The sequence below is a fragment of the Granulibacter bethesdensis genome, from assembly GCF_001889545.1.
Lineage (GTDB): Bacteria > Pseudomonadota > Alphaproteobacteria > Acetobacterales > Acetobacteraceae > Granulibacter > Granulibacter bethesdensis_B.
The window spans coordinates 371,983-387,002 of sequence record NZ_CP018194.1 but is presented as its reverse complement, the minus strand read 5'-3'; the positions used below and the strand labels follow the sequence as shown (position 1 = coordinate 387,002).

13 protein-coding genes are annotated in these 15,020 nt (G+C 57.3%); 10 read left to right on the top strand and 3 right to left on the bottom strand.

The genetic code is table 11. The features are described from left to right. Nucleotides 1–6 precede the first annotated feature (6 nt). From GbCGDNIH8_RS01695 to GbCGDNIH8_RS01670, 7 genes are all read left to right on the top strand, one after another. Nucleotides 7–1,188, top strand: a complete 1,182-nt coding sequence (locus tag GbCGDNIH8_RS01695; protein WP_157692513.1) for an OpgC domain-containing protein — start codon at nucleotides 7–9, stop codon at nucleotides 1,186–1,188. Beyond that, nucleotides 1,188–2,081 carry a hypothetical protein gene (locus GbCGDNIH8_RS01690; protein WP_072571868.1) on the top strand — a complete coding sequence of 298 codons (894 nt, stop codon included), beginning with the start codon at nucleotides 1,188–1,190 and terminating at the stop codon, nucleotides 2,079–2,081. The genes GbCGDNIH8_RS01695 and GbCGDNIH8_RS01690 overlap by 1 nt, the downstream gene beginning before the upstream one ends. A gap of 171 nt (nucleotides 2,082–2,252) precedes the next feature. Next, entirely contained in the window at nucleotides 2,253–2,375 is a 123-nt protein-coding gene (locus GbCGDNIH8_RS13235) for a hypothetical protein (RefSeq protein ID WP_257786266.1), read from the top strand. Nucleotides 2,376–2,465: 90 nt separating this feature from the next. Continuing rightward, nucleotides 2,466–2,960, top strand: a complete 495-nt coding sequence (locus GbCGDNIH8_RS01685) for a hypothetical protein (protein WP_072571867.1) — start codon at nucleotides 2,466–2,468, stop codon at nucleotides 2,958–2,960. A 61-nt stretch (nucleotides 2,961–3,021) separates the two neighbouring features. Further along, entirely contained in the window at nucleotides 3,022–3,867 is an 846-nt protein-coding gene (locus GbCGDNIH8_RS01680; RefSeq protein ID WP_072571866.1) for a carbon-nitrogen hydrolase family protein, read from the top strand. Nucleotides 3,868–3,896: 29 nt separating this feature from the next. After that, the gene (locus tag GbCGDNIH8_RS01675; protein ID WP_072573518.1) at nucleotides 3,897–4,700 is read left to right on the top strand and encodes an NAD kinase; all 804 of its coding nucleotides are present in this window, start codon (nucleotides 3,897–3,899) and stop codon (nucleotides 4,698–4,700) included. A 15-nt stretch (nucleotides 4,701–4,715) separates the two neighbouring features. After that, on the top strand, nucleotides 4,716–5,645 hold the full coding sequence (locus GbCGDNIH8_RS01670) for a glycosyltransferase family 9 protein (protein WP_072571865.1): 930 nt from the start codon (nucleotides 4,716–4,718) through the stop codon (nucleotides 5,643–5,645). Nucleotides 5,646–5,651: 6 nt separating this feature from the next. On the opposite strand, the gene GbCGDNIH8_RS01665 is transcribed toward GbCGDNIH8_RS01670, so the two are convergent. Beyond that, nucleotides 5,652–6,797, bottom strand: a complete 1,146-nt coding sequence (locus tag GbCGDNIH8_RS01665; RefSeq protein ID WP_172822878.1) for a glycosyltransferase family 4 protein — start codon at nucleotides 6,795–6,797, stop codon at nucleotides 5,652–5,654. Nucleotides 6,798–6,885: 88 nt separating this feature from the next. Between GbCGDNIH8_RS01665 and radA the strand changes: the two genes are divergently transcribed. The 3 genes from radA (at nucleotide 6,886) to GbCGDNIH8_RS01650 (ending at nucleotide 11,755) form a co-directional block, all read left to right on the top strand. Further along, nucleotides 6,886–8,268, top strand: a complete 1,383-nt coding sequence (radA, locus tag GbCGDNIH8_RS01660; protein ID WP_072571864.1) for a DNA repair protein RadA — start codon at nucleotides 6,886–6,888, stop codon at nucleotides 8,266–8,268. A gap of 2 nt (nucleotides 8,269–8,270) precedes the next feature. Further along, entirely contained in the window at nucleotides 8,271–9,245 is a 975-nt protein-coding gene (locus tag GbCGDNIH8_RS01655; protein WP_072571863.1) for a retroviral-like aspartic protease family protein, read from the top strand. An 887-nt stretch (nucleotides 9,246–10,132) separates the two neighbouring features. After that, on the top strand, nucleotides 10,133–11,755 hold the full coding sequence (locus GbCGDNIH8_RS01650; RefSeq protein ID WP_072612670.1) for a hypothetical protein: 1,623 nt from the start codon (nucleotides 10,133–10,135) through the stop codon (nucleotides 11,753–11,755). A gap of 32 nt (nucleotides 11,756–11,787) precedes the next feature. On the opposite strand, the gene GbCGDNIH8_RS01645 is transcribed toward GbCGDNIH8_RS01650, so the two are convergent. After that, a complete protein-coding gene (locus tag GbCGDNIH8_RS01645) occupies nucleotides 11,788–12,525 on the bottom strand; it encodes a YoaK family protein (RefSeq protein WP_081368780.1) in 738 nt (245 codons plus the stop codon). After that, nucleotides 12,518–14,950: a DNA topoisomerase (ATP-hydrolyzing) subunit B gene (gene gyrB, locus GbCGDNIH8_RS01640; protein ID WP_072571861.1), complete on the bottom strand. Its 2,433-nt coding sequence runs from the start codon at nucleotides 14,948–14,950 to the stop codon at nucleotides 12,518–12,520. The genes GbCGDNIH8_RS01645 and gyrB overlap by 8 nt, the downstream gene beginning before the upstream one ends. Nucleotides 14,951–15,020: the final 70 nt, after the last annotated feature.

The following is a 15,020-nucleotide window of genomic DNA, read 5'->3' as shown; positions in this document are numbered from 1 at the left end:
CGCCATGTGGAACAAGACACCGCCATGGATCTGATCCGCTTCAATCGTGACCTCAGGATCGATTTTTTCCGGGGGGTGGCACTCTGGATGATCTTTGTCGATCACATGCCAGGCAATGTGCTGGGTGAGATGACGTTGAAAAACATCGCTCTGTCCGATGCGATGGAAGTCTTTGTCATGCTGGCCGGATACGGGGCCGGACTGGCTTACGGAAAGGCGATGGATCGCAGCGGCTGGCTTTATGCAGCTGCCGAGTGCGCTAGGCGGGCCTGGACGCTTTATATCGCCCATATCTTCCTGTTCGTGGTCTTCGCGGCCCAGGTCACCTATGCCGCTCAGTTCATGGACCGCACCGATTATCTGGATGAGATCAATCTGGATGTGCTGGGGGCAGACCCTTACGGGGCGCTGCTGCATGTGCTGTTGCTGCACTACCAGCCTGCCTACATGAACATCCTGCCGGTCTATGTGGTTCTGCTGCTGGCTTTTTCGGTCCTGATGCCTCTTCTGAGGCTGCCATGGCTGCTGGGCGGATTGTCTCTGACGCTGTATGCTGCCACCCGGCTTGATGGGTTGATCCTGCCGAACTGGACCGGCGGGGGATGGTATTTTAATCCGCTGGCATGGCAGGTGCTGTTCATGATTGGCGCAATCGTCGCCTATGCGCCCTCCACTATTCCGCATCCCCGTCAGCGGAGCCTGCAAATCGGCCTTGATGCGCTGGCTGCCATCATGCTGATTCTGGGGCTTGGTCTGCAAATTCTCTCCCGTTGGCCGGATACGGTTCATGACCTTTCTGCCACGCTGCCACATCTGCTCTTCTCCATTGACAAGGAAAGCCTGCACCCGCTGCGCCTCGCCTCCATTCTCGCTATGGCATGGCTGGCAGCGCGACTGATCCCGGCCTCGGCCACCTGGTTGCGGGGACGCATCGCCGCACCATTCATTCTGGCGGGGCAGCATTCTCTGCCGGTCTTCTGCAGCGGTATTTTCCTGTCTTTCATGGGTCGCCTGCTGATGGAGCAGGAAAGCGGCCTGTGGCGCCAGATCTGGGTCAATGCCTCCGGCACCCTGTTTCTGGCGGGGATTGCGATGGTAGCCGCCTGGTATCAGGCCAAAAGCCGCGATCGCTCCACCCGCAATGTCCAGGCCGCCAAGCCAGCGCAGGAAGCTGAAGGAGTCCGGTGATGAAACAGACTTTTTCTCTCTCCTTCCCGACCAAACTCTGGACAGTGCTGCTGCTGGCCACCGGTAGCAGTCTGCTCTTCACTATGCCCCTTGCTCTGGCCGGGAATGATGCTCCGCACGGGGCAGGTCTTCCGGCCACCATGGTGGAAATCACCCCTTCCGATGTGGCCCTGCTGCCCTCCGGACCGGCCGAATGCCCCCCGGATGCCGGGGCGGAAGATCCGGGTGAACTCGCCCATGTGCGGCAGGCCATACAGACCGGCCATCTTCTTCGCATCATCACGCTGGGACCATGGGGAACGCCAGCCAGCCGGACCGGCAAGGCCATGCCTGCCGTCCCATGGCTGACAGCGGTCATGCTGAAACAGGCCCTGCCGCAGGTTACGATTTTTCTCAGCCAGCAAGGTGCACGCGGCGAACAGGCGCAGACGACCGCTGACCGGCTACCCAGTATCCTGAAAGATGCCCATTACGATCTGGCGCTGTGGCAGAGCGGCACTGTGGAAGCGGAACGGAATATGCCGCCTTCAGCCTATTACGATGCGCTGAAGGACGGGGTAGGGCGTCTGTTGTCCGCCAATACCGATATCGTGCTGATCGACCTGCCCTACAGCCACCTGCTGAACACCTATGCCGATCCTACCCTTTACGAAGATGCGTTGGAGCAGGCCGCCGTGCCGGATGGTGTCGCGCTGTATCCGCGCTTCGACATCATTCGGCGATGGGTCACGACAGGGGCGATGCCACGGCATACGGAGGGTCATATCCGTGTCAAGGACATCGCCCTGCAGCATCGTGTATGCCTTGCCCGCAGCCTGATGCATTTCATCCTGCAGGGGGCCGGCATCACACCGGAAAACCCCGCAACACCCTACCCACCCCCCGGAAAATGAAGCAGCTGTCATCATCGGCGGGTTAATCATGTGATTGATGTAACATACAAAGGAAATAAGGTATCGCGTGCAACCGACTGTATCGGCAGCACTTATCACCCTATGATGGCACACTACCCTTTACAGCAAGGAGGCACTACCCGCCCCTCGGGTGGTGTCAGGAAACCGAAAATGGCCCAGGATGTCCTTGATCTATGGGTCAGCCGCTCTCTCAAGGGCAGTCTGGCCAGTGTTCTGGAAGAGCCGCTTCCCGACGAACTGCGTCAGCTTGTAGAGAAACTGACCCACCAGTAGCCGGCGCGGCGTTCATCAAGAGCGTAAAAACCTGTAAGCCCCTCTGAAACGAGGTGCAATGACGGTTGATTTCCAGATACATTCAACCGCATGACGATACCTTTTTCCCTGCCCGACTGGGCTCCTTCCTGGCTGACCTTCGCGGTTCTGGTCCCGGCGCTGCTGTATATGCTGGTTTTTCTGCTGATGCCGTTCAGCGTTTTCGGCGTCAAAAGCCGGCTGGATAATCTGGAAGCCCGACTGGACGAGATACAGGGGGAAATTCGTGCTCTCACCCTGCGCCTGCCCGAGCCGATACGCGGACAGTATGACGACATGGCGCTGAACTATCTGTCTCCTCCCGTGACCCGAAAGGAGCCGGATCGCCCTGCCTACACGCGTCCGCCAATTCCGCCAGCGCCACAGGAAGCCGAGTATTTCCCTCCCTCGGCCTATGACGCACCCACCTATGGGGATGATTTGCCCCCGATGCGTGGAGAGTCCCGGCGACGGGTGGATGATATGCGGACACCCCGCCAGAGCAGCCGACCACGGGACGGGGCAACCCGTTTCAGCAGATCAGAGCCGCGCTTCGACCGGGAGTGAGCCCGAACTGTTTGCCGCTATAAAAGGCGCCTCTTACACAGAGCCGGGAAGAAACCTGCCCATGCGCATCACCGTCATCCAGATGAATCCCGGCCATGACCGGGCTGCCAATATCGCGCAGGCGGCCACATTGATCGAGGCTGCCGTCGCAGCAGAACGGCCGGAAATGGTGCTGCTGCCGGAAATGTGGGCCTGTCTGGGGGGGGAACGGGTGGATAAATTCGCTCAGGCGGAATACCTGCCCGCACCCGGCAGCGATGCGGAGGCTGGCCCGGCCTATGCCTTTCTGCGCGATACAGCCCGTCGTCACGGCATCTATCTGCATGGCGGCTCCATCGGCGAGCGTGATCCGGCAGGATCGGAAGAACGCCTGTTCAACACCACACTCGCTTTCAATCCTGAAGGACAGGAGCTGGCCCGTTATCGCAAAATTCATCTGTTCGACGTTCAGACTTCGGACGGAGTGGGGTATCTGGAAAGCGCCACCTATGGCGCAGGACGGGAGATCGTCACCTATCGCGCCGGTCCGCTGACCGTGGGATGTGCGATCTGCTATGATGTGCGTTTTCCGGAACTGTTTCTGGCCCTACGACGACAGGGCGCAGATCTGATCATGCTGCCAGCCGCCTTTACCCTTCTGACCGGTAAGGATCACTGGGAAACCCTGATCCGTGCCCGCGCCATTGAAACCCAGTGCTGGCTGGCTGCATCCGGCACCTATGGCCGGCATGAAGAAAAAGGAGAGCCACGCTTCACCTATGGCAACTCCATGATCGCCGATCCGTGGGGCATGGTGGTGGCCCGCGTGTCTGATGGCATGGGTTGGGCAACCACGCGGATCGACACAGCCCTGAGCGCACGGGTCCGCCAATCCATGCCGGTCCTGACGCATCGGGTTCTGGCTTGAGTCCCCGCCCGCTTTCTTCCGCCCCGCTGATGCCGGAGGCCGCTTTCAGCTGCCGTGCAGCCGAGGCAGCCCCCGGGCGGATCGCTTTCCAGGCTGCACCAACCTCGCTGGCCGAGGAGTTCCGGGCGCGGCTGGTCGCCCAGTATGGAGATTGCCCGCTGGAAGAGGCCGTCTGCGTGGTGGCGCTGGGCGGTGATGGCTTCATGCTGGAGACACTGCATCATGTCATGGGGAAAGACCTGCCAGTCTATGGCATGAACTGCGGATCGGTCGGGTTCCTGATGAATCCGGCTCAGGAATCCAGCCTGCCGGAACGCCTTCGTAAGTCTCACGCGGCTCATCTGCATCCGCTGCGCATGCGGGCTGTCACGCGGGACGGCACCGTGGAGGAAGCGGTGGCGATCAATGAGGTCTCCCTGTTGCGGCAACGCAGCCAGACCGCCAAAATCCGCATTCTGGTCGATGGTCGGGTACGGCTGGAGGAATTGATCTGCGATGGCGTGCTGGTTTCAACCCCGGCTGGCTCCACCGCCTATAATCTGTCAGCCCACGGGCCAATCGTACCACTCTCGGCCAATCTGCTGCCATTGACGCCGATCAGCGCGTTCCGCCCCCGTCGCTGGCGCGGTGCGCTGCTGCCCTGCGATGCTCATGTCGTGTTCGAGGTGCTGGAGGCTGACAAACGCCCCGTTGCTGCGGTTGCCGATTCACGCGAAGTCCGGGACGTCGTCTCCGTCACGGTCAGCGAAGATCGCTCCATGTCGCTGACCGTCCTGTTCGATCCGGACCACAACCTGTCCGAGCGGATCATCGCCGAGCAGTTCACGGTCTAGCCACACGCGACAGTGATGGAACGGATTCTGGTCATCAAGCATGGTGCGTTCGGCGATCTGGTGCAGGCGCTGGATGCATTTCATGCCATCCGGCTTCATCATCCTGCCGCCCGGATTACCTTACTGACTGCACCAGCCTATCGCGGGCTGACCAGCCTGATTCCGTGGTTCGATGACATCACCTTCGATCCGCGCCCGGCATGGTGGCGGCTGGATGCCCTGCTGTCACGGCGGCAATGGTTCCGCCGGATGCGGTTTCAGCGCGTGTATGATTTACAGTGCTCCAGCCGGACGGCGCGCTACTTCGCGCTGATTCCTCATCACGAGCGACCCGAATGGATCGGTGCGGCACGGGGAGCGTCTCATCCCAATCCGGATTTTTCCACCGGCACATTCTCCAACCGGGATAAAATGGCGGCACAGCTCCGCACCGCCGGATTACCTCCGCCTGCGCCAGCACCGATGGACTGGCTGGATGCGAATATTGATGCCTTGGCACTGCCATCACGCTTTGCCCTGCTGATTCCCGGCTGCTCTGCGCATCTGCCATGGAAACGCTGGCCTGCACCGGGCTATGCCGCGCTGGCCACGGCCCTGGAGCGACAGGGACTGGCCTCCGTCGCAGTGGGAACAGGGGCGGATCGGGATGCCATTCGTGCTATCCGGCAGCAATTTCCGGCTCTGATTGATCTTGCTGGCCGCACATCCCTGCCTGCTCTCGCGGCGGTAGCGCGGCGCAGCGCAGTGGCTGTCGGGAATGATACCGGTGCGACTTTCCTTGCCTCCGCCCTTGATACACCGACCCTGATGCTGATGTCGGCACATACCGACCCGGTCATTTCCGCGCCATGGGGAAACGGAGCCTGCTGGATCAAACGGGATGATCTTTCCACCCTGCCGCCGGAAGACGTGCTGGCCGCTCTGCCCGCAATCAGGCCGGGCTGACCAATCTCAGCGCTGCCCCCAGCCGCTGATGGTTTTCAGGCGCAGCGCATCCAACCGGGCCGCGGCCAAAGCTGCGTCAAATTTCACCGCCTGCGCCCGTCCGGCTTCCGACAGGGCGGCCCGGCGCGCATCATCACTGGTCAGAGCCAGGAGAGAAGACTCAAATTGCTCCGGCTGTTCCGGGTCGATCAGGATCGCAGCATCGCCGGTGACTTCCGGAAGACCACCCCGGTTGCTGGACAGGACAGCAGCCCCGCAGGCCATGCCCTCCAGCGCCACCAGACCGAACGGTTCCTCCCAGATGCTCGGCACAACCAGAATGGCTGCCCGCGCCATGGCCGCCAACACCGCACCATGCGGCTGATAGCCATCGACCGTGATACCTGCCGCCTCTGCCTCCGCCCGCACACTGCGTGCATAGGGAAGATCCTCCCCCGGCCGCAGACGGGACGCGCCGATCATCATGGCCCTCCATCCCGGCCTCTGCGGCAAGACGGCGCGGCAGGCCGCCACAAAACGGTCAGCACCTTTTTCCTCCACCAGCCTGCCGGCAAACAGGATCAGCTTTTCCCGCTGCTCCGGCGGCAGAGAGGGTGGCAGGGCGGCCAGATCAAGGCAGTTGGGCTGAACCTCCGGAGCGGTCATATCCGCGTGGCCACTCATATAGCGATCCCGCAGAAAGGCGGAGACCACCGTTACCCCGGCCAGCATGCGGCTGAGCCTGATCCGCTTTTCGACCGTACGAGCGCCTTTCATGGTGGTAGGGTCGTTGTGCAGGAACAGACTCACCGGACAGTCCGGAAAGCGCCTTGCCAGGGCAATCGCAAGGCGCGGCCTGTTATGCACTTCGATCAGATCAGGCTGAGCCTGCGCCAAAGCCACTTTCAGTGCCTGAAAATAGCGCGCGGAGCGGGGAATCGGCAATGGCAAAGGACGGATCGGCCAGAATGGAATGCCGGGAAAGGCTGCCTCCTGCTTCGGTCCCGTCGCGAAAATAACCGGCCGGGTATGGTAGGCGTGCGGTGCCAACTGAGCCTGCAACAAGGCAATCGCGCCTGCGGCTGAAGGCTGGAAACGTTCATTGCCCGGCAGGACGACCGCAACCAGCGGACCACGGGCAGAGCGAGAGGCATTGGATCGGATTTGGGGCACAGCAGGGGCATAGCAAGCCTCCACCCAGAGCTCCAGCTTTCAGAATGGCGGCTTGACGATGATGCCATCCACCTGTTTCTGATCGGGGATGGTCAAAGATCGCGCCCGCTATGTATGTCAGGCCTGCGGAGCCGTTTACCCCAAATGGGCCGGACGCTGCGAAGCCTGTGGCGAATGGAACAGCATTGTTGAGGAAGCGCCCTCCTCGGCTCCGGTGCGGGTCACGCCGGGGCGCAAGCTGGCTTTCGTCAATCTGCCCGCCAGTGGCGCGGATGCCGCCCCTCCCCCCCGCATTGCAACCGGGATTGAGGAGCTGGATCGTGTGTTGGGGGGCGGTCTGGTTGCTGGCTCTGTCATTCTGGTGGGGGGTGATCCCGGCATCGGCAAATCCACCCTCATGTTGCAGGCCGCGGCGGCGCTGGCCCGGGCAGGCGGCAGAGCGCTTTATGTCTCCGGTGAAGAAGCGGTGGAACAGGTACGTCTGCGGGCACGCCGCCTGCATCTGGCCGATGCACCGCTGGAACTCGCTGCCAGCGGCCATGTGCGTGATATCGCCGCCACGCTGGAAACAGCCCGTGATGCGGCGCTGGTGGTCATCGATTCGATCCAGACCATGTGGCTGGACAGTCTGGACAGCGCCCCCGGCACCGTGGCGCAGGTCCGCGCCTGCGGTTTCGAGCTGATCCGTCTGGCCAAAAGCGTCGGCTTTGCCTTGGTCCTGGTCGGCCATGTCACCAAGGAAGGGGCCATTGCCGGACCGCGCGTGCTGGAGCACATGGTGGATGCCGTCCTGTATTTCGAAGGTGATCGGGGCCATCAGTTCCGTATTCTGCGCGGTGTCAAAAACCGTTTCGGTGCCACGGACGAAATTGGCGTGTTCGAAATGACCGATCTGGGTCTGGCCGAGGTCGCCAATCCATCCGCCCTGTTTCTGGCCGAGCGACGCGGCAATATCGCGGGCAGCGCGGTTTTTGCAGGGATGGAAGGCTCCCGCCCGGTCCTGCTGGAGGTGCAGGCCCTGCTGGCCCCCAATGCGGGCGGATCTCCGCGCCGGGCTGTGGTCGGCTGGGACAGTGCAAGACTGGGCATGCTGCTGGCGGTTCTGGAAGCGCGATGCGGGCTGAAACTGGCTCAAAACGACGTCTATCTGAACATCGCAGGCGGGCTGCGCATCACTGAACCAGCCGCCGATCTGGCCGTTGCCGCGGCCCTGATCTCGGCCGCAACAGAACAACCCGTCGCAGCCAACGAAGTCTTCTTTGGAGAAGTCGGCCTGTCCGGCGAAATCAGGCAAGTACCGCAGACGGAAGCACGGCTGAAAGAAGCCGCCAAACTTGGCTTCGAAGCTGCCTGCCGACCGCGCCGGGTAGCACGCGGCAAAAATCGTCCCTCCCCGCCAGAAGGGCTGAAGCTGGAGGAAATCGGGCATCTGTCTGATCTGGTCAGGCGGTTTGTTCCCGACCAGTCCTGATCATGTGGAGCCACACCCTGCGTTACACAGCACAGAGCCTGATCAGCCCCTTGCTGAAAGCTATCAGCATGCGGCGTAAAGGGTGGCTGCTGCTGCCCTTATTACTGTCCGCCTGCGACGCCTCAGCTGAATCCCGTTGTCAGCTGACGCGCCATGCCCATCTGACGCTGATCCCTTATGGGCATCTTTTCGCGGTGCCAGTCATCATTGATGATCAGCCAGCAACGATGATCGTGGATACGGGTGCAGCCGCAACCGTCATTGCCGTCAATGCCATCCAGAAACTGCATCTGGCGCCTGATCCGACCCAGTCCTCCATCATCCAGGGCGTAGGTGGTTTGTACAGCCATGCCAATGTTCAGTTGCATACATTGCAACTTGGTCAGGCCCGCATACATGATATCAGTCTGGCGGTCGCAGGTGTTCCGGATATCGAGGGTACCGCCTCCCCGGCGGTGGGCCTGCTGGGCCTTGATATACTGGGCCAATATGACATTGCGCTCGATATTCCTCATCGCACGCTGGATCTTTACGACAGCGAAGCATGCAGCGGCGCTTTTCTGCCATGGAAAGGTAAATATGCCGCCTTGCCCCTGCACACCGACTGGCAGAACGCACTGGTTCGACTGCCGGTGTACGTTAATGACACGTCTCTGACGGCTATTCTTGATAGTGGAGCCTCCATATCCGTCATCACCTTGGCCAGCACACACAAGGCGGGAGAAACCCTCCACCCTGATGATGTGCTGAATCATGGCTCAGGCATGGATATGCATCCGATCTCCATTTATCGTCATGCCTTTAACAGACTGACCGTCGGCAGAGAGGAATTCCTGAACCAGTCCATCGCCGTGGGCGATATCACACTTCCCGGTGGCGATATGCTGCTGGGAACCGATTATCTGGCCACCCGACGGGTCTGGATTTCTTTCAGGCATAAAACCATTTTTGTTCAGCAGCAGGAAATTGAAAAATAGTTATTTCCTGCTGCTTTCATCAAAAAAAATTTGTCTGATGACAGAATGCGTGCTCTTAATATTACTTTCTCTATTTTTATAAAAAATCTCACAATGAGCAGATAATTTTCTTTATTTTTCTTCTTTTTATTGTTATGCAAAAAATATTTTCAATATTTCTTATTTCTATAAATCAATCTGTATCAATGTAGATAATCAATTAAGAATTGAACATATATTCATTGACAATTTCATTTTCAACTGAACGTTATATATATTAATAATATTTAAAAATGATGTATTTAATATTATTCTTCTTGAAAAGAAATCTATTATTTATGATTAAATACAAATCAATGCAGAATTTTACAAATTTTCAAGTAATATTGTTAAAGAAAATTGAATGATAGCACACAAATAATTCAATAATATAATCTTCAATAAATACTCTTGTTATTGCGATAATATTCATTTTTCTACAAATTTTTATAAATATCACAAATAATATAACATCTTTTCAATTGTTCAAAAATAATATTTTGATTCAATTTAACAAACAAAGTTATACTACCATAAAGTATAACAATATTTGTTATATACTATAAATCATAAATTTACAGATTTTTTTCATAAATAAAGGAATCTATTCTTTGAAGTTTTTTGAAAAACAAGTTGATTTATCAACTGTAAGTTTTATATGTTAATATCATCAATAAATGATGATTGATACGTAATGTTTCTACTTTTGTAAGAAAGCCTCTTTTATGCCCAAAATATCGGCTTTCAATAATCCAAGTCTCCTTTCCCCCCGCTTCAGGTTCAATACCGGCTCTGTCGACAATGGCAGGGCAGGATATTACGCGAATCCACCTGATCTTCCCTATGCTGTAAATTCTCAGTGGAACATCATGCAGTGGCATTCCCAGAGCTTTCTGAATCCTGCGATCTATACCACCGAAAACCCGCTTTATACCGACAATATTCTGGGAACCGCTGATTACACATGGGCCAACGAGGACGCGACAATGGCGCTGTCCGTCTATGGTGCGCCTGATCAATGGACGTATCGTATCACGACAATAGACGGGCGGGACGGTTCCTCCGCCAATATTGGCGACACATCGCCGGGAGGCCGCAATCTGTTTTTGTCGACCTCGCTTAATGCTGCATCAGACTACACTTTCAACAAGCAAATTACTTTTTCTTCTGAAGAACGCCTGTCCGAGATTTTCCAGAATGGTCACGGACCAGGTGCAAGTTTTGGGCTGAATTCCTTCACCATCGCTTTTAACAGCCAATCCAACGCGAACTATAATCCCAATCTTCCCACCCTGAACGGTTTTCTCCAGTTCCCACTGGCAGATTCTCGTGGTGCACCACCGTCATGGGGGCGTCTATATTTTTCAGGCACAACCTTTGCCTGGAATGCACTCTCCTCTGATGCGGGCGGCGATTATCTGAAATGGGGAGAAGATCAGGGAGCGCTGCATCATATTACAATCGACCTGAATTCTGCTGTTGTAGATCTGGCCAAAAATCTTGCTCTGGAACATACATCATACACGTCATCCCTGATGAACATGTCTCTATGGAGTCTTGGTTCGTATTTCTATGGCAGTGAGTCCCTCGATGGAACGGGGGCAACACTCGACATCGCCAATCCTGTTATAACCCGGGATACCAACCAGAATTTTGACGCCTCCATGGCAAGTTCAAAATTCGTCACCATCGCCAACAACTATCAGACATTGTACGATACCGGGCTTGCCAGCACGGCAAAAACCCAGTGGTGGTTTGCATCTCCGTCCGGCAATGCATCCATTGATATGGATGGTCAGACACTTCATACCAATGTCGTCATCAGCAACAACGATACGGTTTATGCAGGATCGGCGGATGGTTTTATTTTTGCCAATGGTCCCAGTATGAAACTGGTCGGAGGCAGCGGTTACAGCGTGCCGGTCCTGTCCACGGGGAATGACACCTTGACGGGCGGAACCGGACAGCAGCTTGTATTTTTGGGCTCAGCCGGCACGCTTTCCTATAGCACGGACGCTTCAACTCTTCAGCCCGCTGGAGACAGCACCTATCGCCATTGGGTCATTGGCGATGGTCTTAACCAGGATCAGACTCTGAATTTCGTCGGTGGCGGCGTGAAAAGCGCGATTTTCCTTGGCCATGAAGATGCCAGCCTGCAACTGGGAAGTGCCGGGGATTTTGTCTCGATCGGTTTTGGAGCCACCAGACCAACCCTGGGTGGTGGTACCGTTTCTATCGTGATGGGCGCAGGAGATGACACCGTCTGGGTCAACAGCCTGGCATCAGGGCCCCTGACAATCAAAAATTTTGACCCTGATCATGATCGTATTGCGTTGATCGGTCAGCAGGAAGGCATCACGCGTACCTATCCCACCAGCGATACGGCAACGCGATATCTTCTCAACAGCGGCAAATATCTCGACATCTACACATCGGACGGAACCAAGCTTGCATCAGGAGATAATCTGATTAACGCCGTGCTGATGCAGTAGCGCAGGAAAAAAGCTGCTGTCGATCCTGCGTCCTATTTCTCCGGTCGGTTAGGATAATACCGATGCATGATCATGATCACGACGGCAAGGATCAGGGCCAGCGGCACACAGGTCAGTAACCCAACCTGGGTAAAGCTCAGTACTCCCAGCACACCACCCAGAAAAAACGATGTCACCAGACAGAGCAGCAGAACCAGCTTGTAGGGGTTGGAGGTCAGGCTGGGGATCACCCGGCGTCCTGACCGCTCATAGAGCAGTCGACCGATTTCAGTGCCGATATCGGTTACCACCCCGGTAATATGTGTGGTACGCATCCGCGCGCCAGAGATTGTGGTGATCGTCGCGTTTTGCAGCCCCATCAGGAAGCTGAAACCGATCACGACATCATAACGCCACTCCGGCAGCGCCATGGTCGAACCGATTCCATAGGCTGCAAGCAGGATTGCTTCCAGAATCAGCGGCCAGATATAGACGTTCCGATAACGTCTACGGACGGCTTCATTGACGATCATGGCAGAGCAGGCCGCCCCGGCCACGAACAGCGCGAACACCCCTGCCATCAGCAGAAGAATCTCGACCTCTCCGGCTGCTGCATGAAAGGCCATGGTCGAGACGACGCCGGACATATGTGACAGGAAGCGCCCGACCGCAAGGAAGCCACAGGCATTTGCAGCGGCCGCAACAGCGGTCAGCGTCAATCCCAACTGAGATTCCGGCTCCGTAACAACGCGTTCCAGTGCCGACAGGATCACCTTTGCGCGGTCATACATCCAGATTAGCCACTTTCAAGGCGTTACCGACGATGAAATCGCGCCGGGGCTCGACAACGTCGCCCATCAGCGTGCTGAAAATCTGGCCTGCATCTTCGATATCACCGACCTTCACCTGCAACAGGGTGCGGGTCGCCGGATCGAGCGTGGTGCTCCAGAGCTGCTCCGGGTTCATCTCGCCCAGCCCTTTAAAGCGCTGGAAGGAAAGACCCTTGCGCCCATGCGCCAGAATACGCTCCAGCACCGAGGCCGGTCCGGCAAGCTCCAGCCGGGTTGCATCCAGCGCCAGACTCACCGGCTGCGTATAGCGGGCTGCCAGTTGATCGGTCCGCTCCGCCAGCCAGCGGGCTTCCGCACTCCGCAGGGCGGTGGCTTCCAGTGTATGACGCTCCGCGACACCCCGTACTGTGCGACGCATGGTCAGCCCCTCGCCTTCCGAAGCGACGATCCAGCCGCGTTCGGACGCGGGAGAAATAGCATTGAGCCGCGCGCTGAGTGTTTGCAGGGTATCCGGCGTAGCATCAGGACGCAGCGCCCCTGCCACCACCGCCTGTTCCAGCAGCGCCAGAGGAATACCACCGGCCAGCCTGCGCATCCGGGCAGCAACATCACGCAGATGGTTGACTTCCTCGGCCAGTTCGTCACCGGCAAACACCCGTCCATCCGCCAGAGTCAGTTGCGCCTCGTTGAGTGCCTTGGAAAGAAGATACTCTTCCAGAGCACGCTCATCTTTCAGATAGCGCTCATCCTTGCCGCGTGTGGCCTTAAACAAAGGCGGCTGGGCGATATACAGATGTCCATTGGTGAAAAGCTGCGGCATCTGACGGAAGAAGAAAGTCAGCAACAGGGTACGGATATGGCTACCATCCACATCAGCGTCGGTCATGATGACGATGCGATGGTACCGCAGCTTGGCAATATCGAATCCGCCCTGCTCCGGCTCTCCACGACCGATACCGGTGCCAAGCGCGGTGATCAGCGTTCCGATTTCAGCACTGCCAAGCATACGATCGAAACGTGCCCGCTCTACATTGAGGATTTTACCCTTGAGTGGCAGAATCGCCTGAAATTTACGGTCACGGCCCTGCTTGGCGGAGCCACCGGCGCTGTCACCCTCGACGATGAAAATTTCGCATTTGGAAGGATCACGTTCCTGACAATCGGCAAGCTTGCCAGGCAGCGAAGAAATATCCAGCACACCTTTACGCCGGGTCAGTTCACGCGCCCGCCGGGCTGCCTCACGAGCCGAGGCCGCATCCATCGCCTTCTGAATGATGGAGCGGGTTTCCTTGGGATGCGTTTCAAACCAGTGTCCGATCGCATCCGCGACGGCTGCATGAACCACCGGCTGCACTTCGGAGCTGACGAGCTTTTCCTTGGTCTGCGAAGAAAATTTCGGGTCCGGAACCTTGACTGACAGAACGGCGGTCATGCCTTCCCGCATATCCTCGCCAACCAAAGCAAGCTGCTCTTTTTTGCCCAGCCCTTCAGCATATTTGGAAACAACGCGGGTCAGCGCCTGACGGAAACCGGCCAGATGCGTGCCACCATCACGCTGGGGAATATTGTTGGTGAAGCACAGCATGGTCTCATGGAAACTGTCGTTCCAGACCAGCGAAAATTCGACCTTGATGTCTCCCTGCTCGGCGCTGGCGGAGCCACCCGCACTGATCGGCGGATCAAACAGCGCCACCTTGCCGCGATCAAGCCATTCGACGAAAGCGGTCAGCCCACCTTCATAGCAGAACACGCTTTCCTGAGCCGGAACATGACGTTCGTCACGCAGCACGATCTTGAGGCCGGAATTCAGAAATGCCAGCTCCCGCAAGCGACGTTCCAAAGTGGCAAATTCAAATTCGACCCTGGTAAAGGTCTGATTGCTCGGCTTGAACGTGACCTGCGTACCGGAGTTACGTGCTGAGGGACCGATCTCGACCAACGGAGCCTCCGCATCGCCATGACGGAAGCGGATGAAATGTTCACGCCCCTCTCTCCAGATGCGCACTTCCATCCATTCGGACAGAGCGTTGACCACCGCCGCGCCCACGCCATGCAGACCGCCGGAAACCTTGTAGGAATTCTGGTTGAACTTACCGCCCGCATGCAGGCGGGTCAGCACCACCTCCGCCGCGGAAATGCCTTCCTCGGCGTGAATGTCCGTAGGAATGCCGCGTCCGTCATCGGTCACAGTCACGCTGCCATCCCCATTCAGGGTCAGAGTGACTTCGCTCGCGAACCCGGCCTGAGCCTCATCCACCGCATTATCGATAATTTCAAACGCCATGTGATGCAGGCCGGAGCCATCATCAGTGTCGCCGATATACATACCGGGGCGCTTTCTGACTGCATCAAGCCCCCGAAGCACGGAAATCGAAGACGCATCGTAAGCATCAGAGTCGGACGGCAACGGCGTAGGATCGGACATGCCGGCAAAAAGCTCCAGAAAAGCGCGGGAATCGCTTGTTTATACTCGACTATCACCACGAGGGACAGCC

Bases quoted from the DNA above. Each gene is read 5' to 3' on its own strand.
- GbCGDNIH8_RS01690 (WP_072571868.1), top strand. From the start codon at position 1,188: ATGAAACAGACTTTTTCTCTCTCCTTCCCGACCAAACTCTGGACAGTG.
- GbCGDNIH8_RS13235 (WP_257786266.1), top strand. From the start codon at position 2,253: ATGGCCCAGGATGTCCTTGATCTATGGGTCAGCCGCTCTCTCAAGGGC.
- GbCGDNIH8_RS01685 (WP_072571867.1), top strand. From the start codon at position 2,466: ATGACGATACCTTTTTCCCTGCCCGACTGGGCTCCTTCCTGGCTGACC.
- GbCGDNIH8_RS01680 (WP_072571866.1), top strand. From the start codon at position 3,022: ATGCGCATCACCGTCATCCAGATGAATCCCGGCCATGACCGGGCTGCC.
- GbCGDNIH8_RS01675 (WP_072573518.1), top strand. From the start codon at position 3,897: ATGCCGGAGGCCGCTTTCAGCTGCCGTGCAGCCGAGGCAGCCCCCGGG.
- GbCGDNIH8_RS01670 (WP_072571865.1), top strand. From the start codon at position 4,716: ATGGAACGGATTCTGGTCATCAAGCATGGTGCGTTCGGCGATCTGGTG.
- radA (WP_072571864.1), top strand. From the start codon at position 6,886: ATGGTCAAAGATCGCGCCCGCTATGTATGTCAGGCCTGCGGAGCCGTT.
- GbCGDNIH8_RS01655 (WP_072571863.1), top strand. From the start codon at position 8,271: ATGTGGAGCCACACCCTGCGTTACACAGCACAGAGCCTGATCAGCCCC.
- GbCGDNIH8_RS01650 (WP_072612670.1), top strand. From the start codon at position 10,133: ATGCAGTGGCATTCCCAGAGCTTTCTGAATCCTGCGATCTATACCACC.
- GbCGDNIH8_RS01645 (WP_081368780.1), bottom strand. From the start codon at position 12,525: ATGTATGACCGCGCAAAGGTGATCCTGTCGGCACTGGAACGCGTTGTT.
- gyrB (WP_072571861.1), bottom strand. From the start codon at position 14,950: ATGTCCGATCCTACGCCGTTGCCGTCCGACTCTGATGCTTACGATGCG.